This window comes from Peribacillus sp. B-H-3 (assembly GCF_048572925.1).
Classification (GTDB): domain Bacteria; phylum Bacillota; class Bacilli; order Bacillales; family DSM-1321; genus Peribacillus.
Map to the genome: position 1 here is coordinate 3,788,851 of NZ_CP183879.1, position 17,262 is coordinate 3,806,112.

The following is a 17,262-nucleotide window of genomic DNA, read 5'->3' on the forward strand; positions in this document are numbered from 1 at the left end:
ATAATTTTTTAACCGCGAGATTCCCACTTTAATTCTGAAAATCGTGATTTAAGAGTATGTAATTTTGATAATTCCTTTATAATATATTCCTGAATGCTATCAATGTGATCGGCTTCTGATAAAAAGGTTAATATCGATATATCACGATAGACGATAAAACTATCTTTATCGTCTTCTGGTCCTTCTAGAATCCACTCTTCATTTTCATCAAGAAAAGTATTGATCGCTTGGATGACTTCTTCTTTACTTTTACAGTTTGATGTAACTTCAAGGAATACTGAAATCTCCGGGTAATCTTCTTCTGTAAACCAAAAACCGCACCCAATGAATTTCCAATCACTTTGATCGCTGATTAATACATAGCGATTAAAATTCCTAAGTTGATTAGCTCTATTCGACCATTGCATAGGCTTGCCAAATAATCTTTCAAATACTTCTTTCAGCTTTCCATCCAAAGTTTCGTCCAGCATAGATTGTATTTTTTTGAGATTTTGCAGGGCATTTATGTCACCCGGAGTAAACTTTCTGCTTCTATTCAATCCATTGACCTCCATATATTTACACACTTCATTAACATATAAATTATCTTCAAGAGTTTTTAACCAATCATAAACTTGAAACCATTGAAGCTGATTAAAGCGCACTCCTTCATTAGAGTAGTAGCTTTTTTCCTTAGGGTCATACTTCTTAGTAATATAAAACAAGGAAGTTTGATAACCTCTTTTCGCATGATACTTAAGATGGTCAAAATATCTTTTAAGCTGAAAAGCTCCTTCTTCAGAACCTAGTTTATTTTCTATGAAAATCAACTGCTTAACACATTTACTTTCAAAAGAAATGACTAAATCTGGCCGGCTATCTCTATCATGATCAAATATTTTAGAATATGTTTTTTGAGTAGAAACTCGAATATTAGAAATGGCTTCAAAATGTTTCCCTGTAAATTTGTAAAGAAAGCTAGATAAAATTTCACCTTCACTAAAAATCGGGGCAATAATTTCAGTTAAGCAATCTTCGAGTGGGTTAGACATGGAATATTTAACTAAATTGAATAAACTTTGAAAAGCAGACTGCATTATACCACCTTCTAATTTAAATATATTACTATATTTTACCACAACCAAACAATTTATTATTTAATTGTTTGGTTGTGGATTTTAGCCGTTCTTTTGTAAATAATTCAAACATTCGGTGAGCCCACAAATATTCTGATCCACAAACATTCAGATTAAAAAATATCAGTATTTTAGCTGCTTTACTATTTGGGAGTTTAGGAGTGCTGGGCTTTAACTGGCTTATGGGACAGGGAAAAGGCCGCATCATTATTGAGTTTGATGACCGTTACACTGACTTTGATAATATATCAAAGCAATATTGAAGGAGCTTACCCGGCAGGGCCATATGGTTTCGTATGCAGGATACCGGAAGTTCTTGATGGAAAGAAGTATGATTTCATGGAAAGAAACGTTTCAATTGGAGGGATTCCTTTACAGCGGACCGTTCTCATTCCAGAAAATTTGTGCTGACGACAAATCAAAAAGCTAAGTAAACGTGCTGCACCATACAACAGATAGTATTATTTACATTTTAACGAAAGAGTTCATACGTATACCCTGGCTAACAAGAAACGCTGAAAAAAAAGCTACTCAGCATCAGCAGCTGCCATTTTTATCATTTATGCAATAGACGCATTCAGTCTGCTTTCATTCTTTTTGAAAGGCTCTTTTCTTAAAGAATGTTGTTTTTTAATAAGTTCTGTAAGGCGATCTCATTGTTAAATCAGGTTGATTGGAGCGTAAGGTGCGAGACTCCTGCGGGATGAGCGGAACAGGTGAGACCCCGTAGGCGCAGCCGAGGCGGCTCACCGCCCGCCCCGCGGAAAGCGAGCATCCTGAAGCGGAAATCAACCACCTTGTTCCATAGTAACAAAGTTTACGAAAACAGCCTTTTGAAAAAACTAATTTGATATCCAAGAATCAATTCCCAGTCATTATTTGATTAAGCTGCTTATGTAATATAATTCAATAAACGATCAAAAGAATCAATCTCGGCATATGGTTTTATTTCGGTATCATTCTTTTTCATTTGAGGATTGAACCATATGCCTTTTATATTTGCATTTTGACAACCGCCAATATCTAATACTAAGTCATCTCCAACAAATAATATGGCTTCCGGCAGCACATTCAGTGTATTTATTGCTAATTCAAATATGCGTTTGTCGGGTTTACTAAATCCCGCCTCTTCTGAAATAATAATTATATCAAAACAATTATTTAACTTTGTTTTAAGTATTTTAGCTTTTTGTCTCTGCGATGCGCCGTTTGTTATAATGCCAATTTTCACGTGCATCTTTATAGCATTTACGATATTTGCAGTATTCTGGTCTATAGAAAAACAATTTGGAAAATTACGATTCCAATAATCCTGAATATCATTGCGGGGCAATCTATATTTTGGTGGAAATTCATCAAAAAATGATTCCAGGACTTTTGTTTTATCATTACAACCATAGCTTCTTTTATCATATTCCTTAAATTTTTGCAGCATTATTGCAGAATGTTTAACACCGGGATAACACTTTTCTAAAATCAATAAAAACATATTATCTACTGCATGATCCCTATTAAGCAGGGTATCATCTAAATCAAATAGCATTGCTTCATATCTTCTCAAATAACTTTACACCCCTTTCACAATAGGCCGTCAGTTATACAACATACCAGAGTATGTAGGCAAGGCCTCTGGAAAACGACTTTCACAAATAAGTAAAAGTCTCCTTAATCTGACGGGAACAACAAATTTGTTTTTTTATTCTATAAATCCTGGGATAGCCGAACCATATCTCTGCAACGGATGCCATTTTCATAGATTTCTTCATGATAATGCTTAATAAAAAAGTCTTTATCAATACCATTCATTCTAAAGCCGCATTTTTGATAGAATGCAAGCTGATCTATACTTGAATTTCCTGTCCCAACTTCAATGGTTTTAAAGCCTTTCTCCTTAGCCGACATTACCGCATGCATAACCAGCTCTTTGCCAATCCCCTTGCCGCGCTTTTCTTTTGCGACTGCGACATTCACCAGCTCCGCTGTCTCCGGCCTTGTGGGAAGCAGCACATAAACTCCTGCAATTTGCCGCTCGTCCCAAGCTGTGTAACATTCGCCTCTAGTGAGATATTCTTTAACAATTTCTTCTGAAGGATCAGCCTCAAGCAGAAGATTCATCGGATATTTTTCACCATTATGAAGTTTTCTGATTTCCATCATGATCCCCCTTATCCAGCAATAAAGCAACTCAGCTCCGGGCCTTAATTGAACGAAAAGCATAAATCAGCAGGACAACGATTACAAAAATAATTAAACCTGTTTCAATATAACGGATAGGTGCTACTTTTTTCCCTTCATATTTTCCTCTTCTGTCCGCCTTTTTGTAATGGCCCTGATCGGCAACTGCTATGGCTTTATCTGTGCTGATGCCTTTAATAGAATAATATTTTGTCCCTTTGTGAAATTCATTAGAAAAGTTGCCAGAGTACGTGCCTTCATAATCTGAATACTTCGTGACTTCCCCTATTTCCTTACCGATATCTGTTACAGATTCTTCACTCAATACATAGGTATAGCCATCATAGACTACAAAAGGATAAGCCCATTTGGCTAAAGATTGTTTTGGAAGCAACAGCGAAAAAAGTATAGCAAAACATAAGATGAGTACCGATGCTTTTTTTACATTCATATGCTCCCTCCCCAATCAGTAAAATTCTTTCCTTTAAGCACTAACTGCTTTATCAGCACTTACACACCATAAGATGATTTCCATCAGGATCTTCAAAGTTAAAATAATGATCATGCTGGATTTCAGATAACAAATTGACGTTCTTTTCTTTCATATATTGATAGGCTTCTTCAATGTTATGTGTATTGAAATGAAATAGGGGGGGGTTCACTATATTTTCTTTTGAGAAAATCTTGCTGTCTAATACAATCCCCGTCCCATCCATGGGGATGACATAAATATGGCCAAACTGTATTTCTCCATCTGCCTTCAGACCCAAAAGGCCGCAATACCAATCCCTTGCTTTTTCTATGCTGCTTACTGGAATGAATACCGTTCCGATTTGATTTAAAATAGGATTTTCCACAAAAAAACACCTCCGGATTATTTTCTACACTATTACATTCAATTTTTCATATAAATATCCTCCATTAGCTAAATGCATCAGCCCGTTTTGCGGATTTTGGGTATCTGCCGAATTTAGACCCAGAAGAAAGCCTTTTATTACGCTTATACCAAATATTTTTCTTTAATGATTTTCACATGATGGAGCTCATGGCCGGCAATTATGTAAGCAAGGGCCCTGACAGTTATCTCGCCATTGTTGGCGAACCCCTTTCTTACCTCTGCCCCGTGAGGCAAACCGTTCAATAGAGATATAGTCGAGTTCCTTACTGTTTTATAGTCTTCGAGTAAACTAGAAAGAGTGCGTGTGTGGAACAATGACTCTTTCACATATTGTTCATCGTCATATCCGGCAAGCGGAGTTTGGTCTCCTCTTGATATTCTTAGCAGCCTATAACTCATAATCCTTTCAACATCTGTTATATGGCCAATTACTTCTTTTAAAGTCCACTTTCCCTGTGCATAACGGTAGTTTGCCTCTGTTTCTGAAACACCTGATAACAATGAAAGGTTGTCCTCAAGCTGTCTGGCCAGAACATCCTTTACGTCCCCTTCTGGAACTAAATCAATATATGCTTGATAATAAGCGGGGTATTCTCCATTTGATTGCGGCTTTGGCATCATAAGTCCTCCTCTATCAGCAAATAATTTATCATTCTATGGATATATTGATTGCTAAAACACCATTTTTTCTAAAGCTTAAAACGTGATATTCAGTCTTTTTTTCATTTCATGAAGAATGTCAGGATGTTTTTCTTTTGAGAAGTACATCAGCTTCTGTCCTGCACCATTTGCTGCTTGCTTCTTTCCATTGGGTTCCTGGAACAGGACCCTTCCATCACTGAAAAAATCAATTGTTTATACTTTGTTGTCCATTGTTTTTTTATCGGACAATACAAAAATATAATTTCCTTTTTTATTTAATTCTTTAATCTTATCAGCTATCTCCTTGCCTGATGGCTGCTCAACCTCCATTTTGTCCATTTTCCTGATAAAAGCTTGTAATTGATTATGATCTGTAATGAAGGAAGTTGCTGACTCGGAAGATACACCATTTTTATCAACACCCTGCACAAATAAAGTGTTATATTGGTCTATATTTGGTATATTCAAAACCTGACTTTTTGTTTTTGCAGCATCAGTACTGCAGGCATTCAAAATTAAAATCGTGACTAGGCAAACAGATAACATGTACAAGTATCTCAAATATCTCTCCTCCAGCCCCTCATGTATGTCTCCTTCTCAATAAGCTGATGATTTAGCTTCCTTATTACACATTACCATAAAATGGGTTTATAAAAAAGGCGGTCCATGCCGGCCGCCTTCCCCTGATTTTCTATTAACTCTTACTCTTTAATAAATTGATGATAATATTATGTATTGCCATAGAAATTAAACAGCTTAAACGAAAGTTGCCTCATAGAAAGCAAATGGCATTTATAAATCATAAGAGAGTATCCTTCTTGCAACCTTCAATGAAACAAAAAAAGGCCAAGAGTGATTATCCTCTTAGCCCCTTCTTTTGGTTATTGACCGCTTTCAGCAAAACGGCGGATGCGTTCCCCGATTTCATCACGCACACGCTGGAAAACAGTCCATTTTTCTTCATCTGTTCCTTGTGCTTTTGCAGGATCATCAAAGCCCCAGTGTTCACGCCTTATATGCGGCGGTGTCATTGGGCATTTGTCTGCAGCATCACCGCATAGGGTGACAATCATGTCTGCAGAATTCAGTATTTCGTTATTAATAATATCCGATGTTTGGCCGGAAATATCGATGCCCGCTTCATTCATTGCCCTAACAGCTTTTGGATTCAATCCATGCGCTTCAATGCCTGCGCTTAGGACTCTCCATCCGTTGCCAAGATATTTTTTTCCAAAGCCTTCTGCCATTTGGCTGCGGCAGGAGTTCCCTGTACATAAGAAATAAATCGTTTTTTCAGCCATGTTGATTGCTCCTTTTATAGTGGGTTAGTGGATAATAGTCAGCCAAATACATAAACCGGCCAGCGTAATGAATAAAGTAGGAATGGTTAAAATAATTCCTGTTTTAAAATACGAACCCCAGGATATCCTTACTCCTTTTTGCGATAGCACATGAAGCCATAATAAAGTAGCAAGAGAACCGATCGGTGTAATTTTCGGCCCCAAATCAGAACCAATGACATTGGCGTAAATAAGCCCTTCTTTTATAACGCCTGAAGCATGTGTATGGGAAATGGCCAGGGCATCAATCATGACGGTCGGCATATTGTTCATGATGGAAGAAAGAATCGCCGCAATGAAGCCCATTGAAAGAGTACCAATGAACAAGCCGTGATTTGCCGCTGAATTTATCACATCTCCGAGAACATTTGTCAGCCCTGCATTTCTTAATCCGTATACGACGACATACATGCCGATGGAAAAGAACACAATGGCCCATGGAGCTCCCTTTACAATACTTTTGACTCTAACCGCTTTACTCCTTTTTGCCATTAACAAAAAGAAAATGGCGATAATCCCCGCTATGAACGAAACGGGCACGTTCCATATCTCACTAATAAAGTATCCAATTAATAGAACAGCTAAAACAATCCAGGACAACCGAAACATCCCCTGATCTTTTATGGCTTCAGCAGGCTTTTTGATGGTATCAGGATTATATTGTTTAGGGATGCTTTTCCTGAAATATAAAAACAGCACCAAGATACTGGCTGCCAGAGAAAACAGGTTTGGAATAATCATCCTTGAAGCATATTGTATAAACCCGATTCCAAAAAAATCAGCAGAAACAATATTCACCAGATTGCTCACGACAAGCGGCAGTGAAGTGGTATCGGCTATAAATCCGCTCGCCATAATAAATGGAAAAATCATCTTATCATCGAGTTTCAAGTTCCGGACCATCGCCAGAACAATCGGTGTCAATATGAGAGCTGCTCCGTCATTGGCAAATAGTGCCGAAACTAACGCCCCCAGCAAACTGACATATACAAACATCTTTATTCCGTTTCCCTTTGCAGCTCTTGCCATATGCAAAGCCGCCCATTCAAAGAAACCAATTTCATCTAAAACCAGGGAAATAATAATAATCGCAATAAAAGCAAGCGTCGCATTCCATACAATGTGTGTAACGCTTATGACATCATGAAAATCCACAACTCCTGCTATTAGAGCAAGAATCGCACCTCCGCAGGCTGACCAGCCAATGGATAAGTTCTTCGGCTGCCAGATGACAAGAGTTAAGGTAATAATAAAAATTAAACAAGCTAATATAACCGTGATCAACCAGGAATCCCCCTTATTTGCAGCAGGTAATTCTTTTCCCCTGCTTTTCTAATTTATCTAATTTATCGCTTTGTTTCGGCAAATCCCTGATGATATTTGAAATGAATCCATAATAAGGGAAATCCTGATTTAACGAATAAAAGATCCATTGTCCCCTGCGCGCTTCACTCACAGCGCCCGCATCCTTTAATTTTCTCAGGTGCTGGCTGATTGCAGGCTGGCTCATATCAAATAGATCTGTAAATTCACAAACACAGCATTCATGCTCAGACATAATCTTTACCATGGTCAGACGTGTTTTATCACCCAGCAGCTTTAAAAGCTGGGCTGCTGTTTCGATATCCATTTCCTCGTTTGGCTGCATATGTACCTCCTCTGATATTAGCAGATAAGAAATTTCTTATATAAAAAATAGTATATAAGTAAATACTTATAAAAGTCTATCATTTTTAAAATAAACGAAAAAAGGCACCCTCCTTTGGAAGATGCTGATTTGATATAAGCTTCCCTGATGTTGTCTTTTAGTTTTAACTTAAATTCAGAATCAACTAGTGCACATTCAGGGAATAGTATTTACTTCAGTTCCGCTTTTCAGTGCAGCATGAACTATCCGCAGCATCCGCATTTTCTGCATCACCTTTTGTAAAGAAAAATTCCCATTCATTTCCGTCAGGATCTGTTACCCAGAATTTATCCTGTGTGGCATAGCAGCAGGTAACATCCATTTCTTCGCGGGCAAAAAATCCTTCTTTTTCTAAACGTGTTTTATGGTGCAGGACTTCTTTAGAATCCTTCACCTGAAAGCCAAAGTGCCCTAGCTGATTTCCCGAAACACTTTCTTTTACATTGAGAGTGAAATTCAGCCCTGGATCATTCAATAAAAACTTCGCATAATCCTTTTTTACTTTTACAGGCTTTTCGTTAAACACCTTTTGGTAAAACTCGATGGATTTCACGAGATTGGTTACATTGATTCCAACATGCATATTCATTGTATCGCTCCTCTATTCATCTATTTGTTTTTGCATATGAAAGCTATTCATGCACAGTAGCAATCGATAATGGTGTTACGATTTCCCCTGTACAGCACCTTTTTGATCCAGTAGGGCAGTAAGTAACTTTCCCTTCTAATGCGGGAGATTCTGTTAATATACTTCTCATGCTCTTCCATTTTCGCTTTCACCATGATTTCAGCTTCAAATTCATTAAACATGATTTCTCCTCCCCTTCTTAAACTAGATTCATTACGTTCATATCACCCACCTTCAAAGCTATTATTTGCATTTTGCAACTATCGAGATATTAAACTCCTTTTTGGCTAAAAAGGAGCGATGCAGCATACCGAAGAATTTTTCATGCGATCATTTAACAGTGTCAAAGAACGAATGACTGTTTCTTTTTCAAATTCATTCATTGTAGAAAAAATTTCATTCAAATAGTCATTCATCTGCTGTTCAATTGTTTCGTTGATTTCCTTTCCTTTTTCCGTTAATGAAAGGATGGAAATTCTCCGGTCATTGAGGTCCGGCGTCTTTTGTACTAGCTCCATTTTAATGAGTGATTGGATTTGTCTGCTGAACGTCGTGATGTCTGTTCCCAATGTTTCGGCAATTTGCTGAATCGACGGCTGGTGCTGACGCTGTATTTCATAAAGGATATGGCTTTGGACAAGCGTAACCTCCATCCCTCCAGCGCTGCAGCAATTTTTATTTAACAGTCCAAAACGCCTTGTCAAAAGCTGAAAGAGACCTCGCAGGTTTTCTGTTTCCATTATTTTCACCTCACTTTATTTACACTCCATATATTTGCATTTTGCAAGTAATTATTTTTCGAAATTTTCTTCTTTTATTTTCTTGTACGCTTCCATAAAAAGCTGACTTGTTTGTTCTCCAAATGATAAAAGATTGCCGTTAAAAAAATAACTCTCTATATATTCCTTTGCCTCATCAGGCTGATACTTGGATGACGCCATGACCAATTTAAAATATACTTCCAAATATTGTGGAGACAAATCACCTGAACGATTTACTGTCATAATATCACCTGCTCCCTATGAAGAAGTTTCACTGTCTTTATTTTACAATTATTTGCGTTTTGCAAATATTATTCAAAAAAATTGTAATAATTTATCTCTTCCATCAACTGTTTTATTTGTTTATTTATAGAGTCACATGATTTTTAGAACAACCTTTCCCTTTGTCCGGCCGCTTTCAACGTGCCTATGCGCTTCAGCAATTTCATCTAAACCAAAGCATTTTTCAATTTTAGGTTTTATTTCTTCTTTTTCTACAAGCTCCCGCAATAGGTCCAAATCACTGTCAGCTGGTTTTGCAAGATGAATCTTAGCCTTCTTGCGGCCAATCAGGGAACCTATCATCAATTGAATGGGGTGATACTTAGGGTAGAGTGCGTGTTCCGTTATATACATACCATTTTCCGCAAGAGAACGCCAACAGCTGAAAAAGGTCCTCTTTCCGACAGCATCAAGTATGATATTATACTTTTCTCCATTATGAGAAAAGTCTTCTTCCGTATAATCAATTACATGATGGGCCCCTAAGTCTTTAACCCAGCCCATATTTGAGCCGCTGCAAACGGCGGTAACCTCAGCTCCGAAGTATCTGGCAAGCTGAACGGCAAAGTGGCCGACACCGCCTGATGCACCGTAGATTAATACCTTATCACCCTCTTTTATATGTGCTGTATCCCGCAATGCTTGCAAGGCAGTCTGCGCAGCACACGGGATTGCGGCTGCCTCTTCAAAGGCTGCGTTATCAGGCATTTGGCTTAAAACACTTTGCCGCGGGCAGACATATTCTGCGTGGGAGCCAACACAGCTTCCGAAAACACGGTCGCCAACCTTGAATTTCTGAACCTCTTTTCCTACTGCTTCAACGGTCCCCGCAACATCTATCCCCAGAATGGGTGTTTTTGGCTTTGTAAAACCATTTTCTAATCTAGTAGGAAGATACCCTTTTCTATACAAAGTATCATACTGATTCACAGAAGCGGCAGCCACTTTGATTAATACCCTATCTTCATCCTTGAGGGCTGGCTTATCAACATCCCTTATCTGCAAGACTTCGGGAGAACCATAGGAATGATAAATGGCTGCTTTCAACTGGGATAACCTCCTTAAATTTGAAGGATGATAGATTTCAAAAATTGAACCCGCAGTTATTTATTTAAAAATTTTATTTCCGTTTAAATGACTTGAATCCAATGATAACAACAGCAATAATTACGGCAAACCATACATACCATTCCATACGGTTTCCTCCTAAATTGTTTACCCTTTATGCGCAGCACAAAAATGTACCCTTCTAAGAATATTGCCCTTATACCCAAATTATTCATTGCACCTTTAAAGCTAATGAGCATCTTTGTAAAAAAATGACATTTATTATATAATTTAGAAAATTACACAAAAGATGAGGAGGCCGGATTTGAATTTAAAAAACCTTTCGTTTAAAAAAAGCCAATTTAACGTAAGCGGCCTGATTACTAATTGCCTTGGCCTTTTGGTTGGTGTCTATTTGTCATCAGCCTATTTTGACAGAAAATGGACCTATACAACTGTATTATTAATTATTCTTTTACTCTTAATAAGCGGTTTATTATTCAGTTACATAGAAATTGTACTAAGCAGGCTGCTTGGAAAGAAAAATATTGCTGTAGGCCCAGGCTGGCATTTTTTCATTATATTTTGCATAATGTTTTTGTATTATTTTATCGCCCAATAAAAAGCCATTCTATTTCTTGTCAGAGATTAATATAACAGCCTATATGTTCAATGATTACCTAAGAAACTCCTGGATCATACTGATTTGTTCTTCTGTATTTAATGCCGGGGCATGTCCGAGTTTTGGAATCGTGCGCATTTCACAGTTTTGCTTCTGCTCCATTTTCTGCGCAACATCAAGCGGCAGAACATCAGATATCTCACCGCGGATGAGCAGAATATCCGCTTTGATTTTATCCCAGTGTCCCCATAAATCCAGGTCTTCTGTATGCTGAAATTGAAGAGAAATATTTGGGTCATAATCTGGGCTGATCCTGCCATCATCTCTTCGTCTTTGCGAATTCCTGGTGAAATCTGTCCATTCCTGATCATTTGAAAGACCAAATGTCCTGTAAATACTTTTATAATAATTTTTTAATTCTGTGAAAGTCTTGAATGCAGGAGGAGCTCCAACATAGCTGATTATCCTGCTTATGCCTTCAATATCCTCTACGCGGTTTTCTGAAGCACCTGCCCCAATATCATTTAACACCAGATGGGTAATCCGATGCTGATGGGCAGGTGTGCCGCTGATACGGATGCCGATTGCGCCTCCCATCGAGGTTCCCACCCAGCGGACTTTTTCAATCCCCAAATGATTCAATAACCCGATGGCAAGATTGCTGTACGTTCCAAAGCAGTAATCTCTTTCAGGGTCCGTGCTCCATTCGCTTTGTCCGCGCCCGATGGTATCAGGGCAAATCACATAATACCTGTCAGCTAAATTCCTTGCCAGGATATCAAAGTCCCGCCCATTCCGGGTCAGTCCATGCCAGCAAACCATAGCAGGGTTCCCCGGGTCTCCCCATTCCGTAAAATGAACTTCCATACCACTAATTGTTTCAAATCTTGATTTCGGCTCCATCACTAAGAATACCCCTTTTCTTAAATTCTGTTTAATCTAATTATTCAAGATAACCAAAGATATCCCCTTCTTTCATCTAAGAACCTTCGATATAAAACTTGTTTGATAGATACGTATCAAAGAGCTAGTTTAAGAAAAGCTAACATGTTTTCGTTTACATGATGTTTAACAAATATGCAGCAATCGGGTATAATAGCAACTGTCTAAAACGGCCCCGGCTTTCATGAGAGTTGAAAGTCAAACAAATTAATAGAAGAGGTGTATTTGGTTGGATTTGCAAAAAATTAAATATGAATGGTTTGGGAATATCAGGGGTGATATTCTTTCTGGTCTGGTCGTGGCGTTTGCATTGGTTCCGGAAGCGATTGGTTTTTCTATCATTGCAGGAGTCAATCCGATGGTTGGTTTGTATGCTTCCTTTTGCATCGCCCTTGTCATTGCCTTTGTAGGCGGCAGGCCCGCGATGATTTCAGCAGCCACTGGTGCAACGGCCTTACTGATGGGCGGTTTGGTGAAAGGACATGGTCTGCAATATTTGCTTGCAGCCACGATTCTGACAGGAATTATCCAGATTATACTCGGATCTTTGAAAATAGCCCGTTTGATGAAGTTCATTCCCCGGTCTGTAATGACGGGTTTTGTGAATTCACTGGCCATCCTGATATTCATGGCACAATTGACCCACTTTCAAGGTGCAACATGGGTGATGTATGCGATGGTTGCCGGAGGTTTGGCGATTATTTATTTGTTCCCGCGAATTACGAAGGCTGTGCCTTCTCCGCTGGTTGCAATCATTGTGATCACCATTATCGCCGTTGCAACAGGAGCGCATGTGCGCACCATCGGAGATTTGGGCAATTTAAGCCAGTCTCTGCCGACGTTTTTTATCCCGGATGTACCGTTTAACCTGGAGACATTCCGCATCATTTTTCCATATTCACTGGGAATTGCTCTGGTTGGGCTGATTGAATCCCTTTTGACTGCACAAATCGTGGATGACCTGACAGATACATCAAGTGACAAAAACAAGGAAGCACGCGGCCAGGGAATTGCCAATATCGCTTCAGGGTTATTCGGCGGCATGGCAGGCTGTGCGATGATCGGCCAATCTGGCATAAACGTCAGATCCGGCGGCCGGGGAAGGCTATCCACCTTTGTCGCAGCTGTCTTTTTAATGATTTTAATCGTTGCTTTAAACGATGTTCTTGTAAAAATTCCAATGGCTGCATTAGTGGCTGTCATGATTATGGTTTGTATCGGAACCTTCGACTGGTCATCTCTAAGGAAATTGCCAATCATGCCAATTACAGATACAATCGTGATGGTCGTTACCGTGATTACAGTTGTCGCAACGGACAACCTGTCCATCGGAGTGGTAACGGGTGTGATTTTAAGCGCCATTTTCTTTGCTTCCAAAATGTCCAAGGTTGAAGTAAAAACTCTTACGGGTGCAGATTCAAATAAGAAAACCTATCAAGTGTACGGACAGCTTTTCTTTGCTTCTGTTACTGATTTTGTGGATCAATTTGATTTTAAGGAAGAAATCTCTGAAGTTGATCTCGACTTATCCAACACACATCTTTGGGATGATTCAGCCGTAGGCGCCATCGATAAAGTCGTGTTAAAGTACAGGCAAAATGGCGTAAAAGTGAATATTAAAGGATTGAATTCTGCCAGTACCAAGCTGATGGATAAACTGGCTGTCATCAATGCTGCTGCTAAGTAAAAACCTGAAGCAAAAAACCACGTTCATATGAGCGTGGTTTTTTGTGTTACCGAGACATACTGGCAGCTTTTAATTTTTCATTCAGCAGCCTGAAGGTTTCTGTGACTTTTTCTTTTGGCACCTTTTCAAATGAATCACCCAAACTGATTTCAAAATAACAAGAGTTCTCACCACTACTGTTCAAATAGCTTGTTAGGCCGATACCGGTTTCCTGCTGCAGTTCTGACAGCACTTTTTCAGCATGTTCTGCAGGGAGCTGGAAATACACGTGAAACATATTGGAAACAGGCACCTGAGGAAGTGTTGATATATGTTCACAGGAATTGAAGTGCTCAGCAAGCATCTTCGCCTGCTCATAATACAATGGCATTTTTTCAAAGCGCTGATTGAAATAATAATCCGAGGAAATGATGTAAGGATACAGGCTGATCAAATCACCGCCATAGCGTCTTTTCCAAATTTTCGATTCTGCAATGAAAGATTCACTTCCAGCAAGGATCGCCCCGGCAATCCCGCCGATTCCTTTATAAAATGACATATACACACTGTCAAAAAGAGAACAAACCTCTGCAGCAGATTTCCCGTAATATGGAAGCACCTCAGGCAAACGTGCTCCGTCCAGATGAAGCCGTATCTTCTTTTCCTGACAGAAGGCTGAGATTTTCTCCAATGTTTCAAAGCTTGGCAGCTGGCCGCCAATTTCCCGCTGAGGCAGCTCAAGCAGCACACACGAAACCTCATCTTCCATGTTAACGATATCTTCAAGCTCAATTACCCGGGTTTTGTCTGCGAGCAGAATAGTTTCAATGTTGTGCAGCTTTTTCAGGCCATCTTGTTCATGAATTTCAAGGTGGCTCAACGGATGATAGGCAACTTTCTTTATACCCTTTTCATCAGACCAGATCCTGAGTGCAATCTGCTGGGCCATCGTTCCGCTCGGAAAAAAGACCGCCGCTTCCTTGCCCAATAATGCAGCCATCTTATCCTGGAAATCCTCAATGACCTTCCCTTTCCCGTAAATATCGCTTTCCTGCGTTCCTTCGATATTCTGGAAAGCCTCTTTAAGTACACCAGCATTGCGTTTGCCATGGCCGCCAAGCAGATAGCTGCTGTTGCCAAATGACTCTTTTAATGAAATAGTTTCCTTCATTATGCATGCGCCTGCCTTTTTTCTGAATATTTTAATGATATATTCACTATAACATGTAACTATCTATTAAAACTCTTTAAAAATTGAGACGCTGCACCAGGAATCATGCAGCTTTGTTGGATAATCGTGCAGGTTTATTGATAATCGTGCAGGTTTCTGACAAAATCATGCGACTTTTCCGAGGAATCGTGCGACTTTACCTATTAATCATGCAACTTTTAAATCCCCTGCTAAATAGCAGAATTGCTGCCTATTAACTGTTTATTTCCGTCATTAAAATGATATATATCATGAATATACTCCGTTATTTTGCCATCACAAAGGATTGCACTTCCATTTGGTATGGCGTAGATGTCTCTATTTTGTGATAAAGGAATAAGCTCTTCATCATTGTTTGCATCGTAATGAACTTCAACGCTGTAATCCAAAATTCCCAAGCCTTTTATAAAATGAGTTTCTGGATAGTCATCGTCTTTTGTGATCAAACAGTCTTTACAGAAGATGAGTGCGCCTGCACTGACACCAATCATCATGCCGGAGAATTTTTGCAAAGAATGCAGCAGATTTTTTTCTAACAATCTTTCCATTAACAGCACCGGTCTTCCTCCAGTAAAATATAGGATTTCGCATGTCCCAATCTCCTGCTGCATTTCGGTACTTGTTAACGAATCATCAAGCAGGGAAATCTCCTCATTTCCCATTTCAGCAAATAATGTTTTTGCTGATTGAACCCATCTATCCCGTTTTGATACCTCCGTTGCAAAGGGAATAATTAATACTTTATTTCTGGCATTTGTATATCGGGACACAGCATCCATCACATCGTCAAGCTCTCCTGCAGAGGGATTTCCTCCTCCGATTAAACATACTTTCATAAACATTCTCCTCATTATTTAATTACAGAATAAATGCAAGTGTCAGTGAGTCTGTTTCCGTCTGCGGATAAATCTTCATTCCTAAGGGTCCCTTCTAAGCTGAATCCCAGTTTTTCAGGAATCGCACGGCTCTTTCTGTTTTCACTTTCACATCTGATTTCAACTCTTCTGCAAGAAATCGTATTCAGGGCCAGGTTTGTTAATTCCTGTACCGCTTCTGTCATATATCCTTTTCCGGTGAATGCTGTATTCATCCAGTAACCGATTTGACAGCTTGGAATATCCCAATCTATGTCCTGAAGGCTTGCTGTTCCTATGAATTCATTTGTTTCTTTTTCAAAAAGCAGAAAGCGGAAAGCCTCTCGTTTTAAAAATTTCACATGAGCCATTCTGAGATTAATTTCTGTTTCTTCCGCTTCAGGAATAGTTTGAGCAAATGGCAGCCATGCTTTCAGTTCAGGAAAAGACTCCCTTATTGCCTTGTTCACAACGCTTCCATCACCAGTCTGCCGGGGAGCTCTAAGAATTAACCGGCTTGTTTCTAATTGCAATGGTATATCCAGTAAAATTGGGTTCACTGCCTTTCCCTCCTTTTCTTTTAAAAAATCGAAAAAACTCCCGCCTTCAAGACAACAGTCTTGAGGGCGAGAGTTATAGATAGCTTCGCGGTACCACCTCAGTTTGCTGATACATCACTATACCAGCCTTTTCGGGTAAAGTACCCTATCTTGATACCTGAAGAAACCGTCCTGTTATCCCCATTCATACTGGGCCAGAAAAACTCCAAGTCTTTATTCGCTAAGCAGATTATTGCTCCCTTTCAGCAAGGCAGGAGCTCTCTGTGAACAACTCTTACTCAGCTACTCATCTCTTCATCGTTATTTATATGCAATTTTTTACATCCTACCAGTTATTCACTGACTTTTCAATTTATTTTTCACGAATTAGAAATTAAGATATTAATACAATGCTTGAAGCCTCAATAATTACGGGACTTTATAACTTTCATGTAAAATCGTGCAACTTTCTCGAGGAATCGTGCGACTTTCACATAAAATCATGCGACTTTCTCACGGAATCATGAGACTTTCACATAAAATCATGCTACTTTCACGAAAAATCGTGCAACTCCAAAATTCCCATGCTAAATACGAGAAAAGTTAGAGAATACCGCTTGTACTCGTCAACCTTAAATGGTTATATTTATTATTAATGGGATTATATATAAAAATTTTCTGCATTTTAATAGAAAATTATTTTGTAAAGCTGTTTCGTTAATATTGCTGCTATGGAACAAGGTGGTTGCTTTCCGCAGGTCAGGCGGTGAGCCTCCTCAGCTGCGTCTGCGTGGTTTCATCTGTTCCGTCTCGTACCTTACGTTCCAATCAACCTGACTTAACAATAAGATCGC

General features: G+C 39.1%; 21 protein-coding genes. 2 read left to right on the plus strand and 19 right to left on the minus strand.

Annotation, left to right across the window (positions count from 1 at the left end):
* Positions 1 to 8 precede the first annotated feature (8 nt).
* The 15 genes from ACN6MY_RS18865 to ACN6MY_RS18935 form a co-directional block, all read right to left on the minus strand.
* Positions 9 to 1,076, minus strand: coding sequence for a PD-(D/E)XK nuclease family protein (locus ACN6MY_RS18865; RefSeq protein ID WP_419881552.1), 1,068 nt, complete (start codon positions 1,074 to 1,076; stop codon positions 9 to 11).
* Between the two features lie 931 nt (positions 1,077 to 2,007).
* Positions 2,008 to 2,658: an HAD family hydrolase gene (locus tag ACN6MY_RS18870; protein WP_419884220.1), complete on the minus strand. Its 651-nt coding sequence runs from the start codon at positions 2,656 to 2,658 to the stop codon at positions 2,008 to 2,010.
* Between the two features lie 158 nt (positions 2,659 to 2,816).
* Positions 2,817 to 3,269, minus strand: a complete 453-nt coding sequence (locus ACN6MY_RS18875; protein WP_419884221.1) for a GNAT family N-acetyltransferase — start codon at positions 3,267 to 3,269, stop codon at positions 2,817 to 2,819.
* 31 nt (positions 3,270 to 3,300) lie between these two features.
* The gene (locus ACN6MY_RS18880) at positions 3,301 to 3,741 is read right to left on the minus strand and encodes a hypothetical protein (RefSeq protein ID WP_419881553.1); all 441 of its coding nucleotides are present in this window, start codon (positions 3,739 to 3,741) and stop codon (positions 3,301 to 3,303) included.
* A gap of 52 nt (positions 3,742 to 3,793) precedes the next feature.
* Entirely contained in the window at positions 3,794 to 4,147 is a 354-nt protein-coding gene (locus ACN6MY_RS18885; RefSeq protein WP_419881554.1) for a VOC family protein, read from the minus strand.
* 143 nt (positions 4,148 to 4,290) lie between these two features.
* Entirely contained in the window at positions 4,291 to 4,809 is a 519-nt protein-coding gene (locus ACN6MY_RS18890; RefSeq protein ID WP_419881555.1) for a DinB family protein, read from the minus strand.
* A gap of 234 nt (positions 4,810 to 5,043) precedes the next feature.
* Complete coding sequence (locus ACN6MY_RS18895; RefSeq protein ID WP_419881556.1) at positions 5,044 to 5,391, minus strand: hypothetical protein; 348 nt, start codon at positions 5,389 to 5,391, stop codon at positions 5,044 to 5,046.
* 320 nt (positions 5,392 to 5,711) lie between these two features.
* Positions 5,712 to 6,131: an arsenate reductase (thioredoxin) gene (arsC, locus tag ACN6MY_RS18900; RefSeq protein WP_419881557.1), complete on the minus strand. Its 420-nt coding sequence runs from the start codon at positions 6,129 to 6,131 to the stop codon at positions 5,712 to 5,714.
* 24 nt (positions 6,132 to 6,155) lie between these two features.
* Complete coding sequence (locus ACN6MY_RS18905) at positions 6,156 to 7,454, minus strand: arsenic transporter (RefSeq protein WP_419881558.1); 1,299 nt, start codon at positions 7,452 to 7,454, stop codon at positions 6,156 to 6,158.
* 13 nt (positions 7,455 to 7,467) lie between these two features.
* Positions 7,468 to 7,818: an ArsR/SmtB family transcription factor gene (locus ACN6MY_RS18910; RefSeq protein WP_419881559.1), complete on the minus strand. Its 351-nt coding sequence runs from the start codon at positions 7,816 to 7,818 to the stop codon at positions 7,468 to 7,470.
* A gap of 214 nt (positions 7,819 to 8,032) precedes the next feature.
* A complete protein-coding gene (locus ACN6MY_RS18915) occupies positions 8,033 to 8,446 on the minus strand; it encodes an ArsI/CadI family heavy metal resistance metalloenzyme (protein ID WP_419881560.1) in 414 nt (137 codons plus the stop codon).
* 47 nt (positions 8,447 to 8,493) lie between these two features.
* Entirely contained in the window at positions 8,494 to 8,667 is a 174-nt protein-coding gene (locus ACN6MY_RS18920; protein ID WP_419881561.1) for a hypothetical protein, read from the minus strand.
* Positions 8,668 to 8,772: 105 nt separating this feature from the next.
* Positions 8,773 to 9,225 carry a MarR family winged helix-turn-helix transcriptional regulator gene (locus tag ACN6MY_RS18925; RefSeq protein ID WP_419881562.1) on the minus strand — a complete coding sequence of 151 codons (453 nt, stop codon included), beginning with the start codon at positions 9,223 to 9,225 and terminating at the stop codon, positions 8,773 to 8,775.
* Between the two features lie 51 nt (positions 9,226 to 9,276).
* Positions 9,277 to 9,489, minus strand: coding sequence for a hypothetical protein (locus ACN6MY_RS18930; protein WP_419881563.1), 213 nt, complete (start codon positions 9,487 to 9,489; stop codon positions 9,277 to 9,279).
* Between the two features lie 132 nt (positions 9,490 to 9,621).
* Positions 9,622 to 10,575, minus strand: coding sequence for an NAD(P)-dependent alcohol dehydrogenase (locus ACN6MY_RS18935; protein ID WP_419881564.1), 954 nt, complete (start codon positions 10,573 to 10,575; stop codon positions 9,622 to 9,624).
* Positions 10,576 to 10,900: 325 nt separating this feature from the next.
* On the opposite strand from ACN6MY_RS18935, the gene ACN6MY_RS18940 reads away from it, so the two are divergent.
* Positions 10,901 to 11,197, plus strand: coding sequence for a hypothetical protein (locus ACN6MY_RS18940; RefSeq protein WP_419881565.1), 297 nt, complete (start codon positions 10,901 to 10,903; stop codon positions 11,195 to 11,197).
* 54 nt (positions 11,198 to 11,251) lie between these two features.
* On the opposite strand, the gene ACN6MY_RS18945 is transcribed toward ACN6MY_RS18940, so the two are convergent.
* Positions 11,252 to 12,100: an alpha/beta fold hydrolase gene (locus tag ACN6MY_RS18945; protein ID WP_419884222.1), complete on the minus strand. Its 849-nt coding sequence runs from the start codon at positions 12,098 to 12,100 to the stop codon at positions 11,252 to 11,254.
* Between the two features lie 268 nt (positions 12,101 to 12,368).
* Between ACN6MY_RS18945 and ACN6MY_RS18950 the strand changes: the two genes are divergently transcribed.
* Positions 12,369 to 13,826 carry a SulP family inorganic anion transporter gene (locus ACN6MY_RS18950; RefSeq protein WP_419881566.1) on the plus strand — a complete coding sequence of 486 codons (1,458 nt, stop codon included), beginning with the start codon at positions 12,369 to 12,371 and terminating at the stop codon, positions 13,824 to 13,826.
* A gap of 46 nt (positions 13,827 to 13,872) precedes the next feature.
* Here ACN6MY_RS18950 and ACN6MY_RS18955 read toward each other — a convergent pair whose 3' ends face one another.
* From ACN6MY_RS18955 to ACN6MY_RS18965, 3 genes are all read right to left on the minus strand, one after another.
* Complete coding sequence (locus ACN6MY_RS18955) at positions 13,873 to 14,976, minus strand: threonine aldolase family protein (RefSeq protein WP_419881567.1); 1,104 nt, start codon at positions 14,974 to 14,976, stop codon at positions 13,873 to 13,875.
* Positions 14,977 to 15,206: 230 nt separating this feature from the next.
* On the minus strand, positions 15,207 to 15,851 hold the full coding sequence (locus ACN6MY_RS18960) for a Type 1 glutamine amidotransferase-like domain-containing protein (protein ID WP_419881568.1): 645 nt from the start codon (positions 15,849 to 15,851) through the stop codon (positions 15,207 to 15,209).
* A gap of 14 nt (positions 15,852 to 15,865) precedes the next feature.
* A complete protein-coding gene (locus tag ACN6MY_RS18965; protein WP_419881569.1) occupies positions 15,866 to 16,429 on the minus strand; it encodes a GNAT family N-acetyltransferase in 564 nt (187 codons plus the stop codon).
* Positions 16,430 to 17,262: the final 833 nt, after the last annotated feature.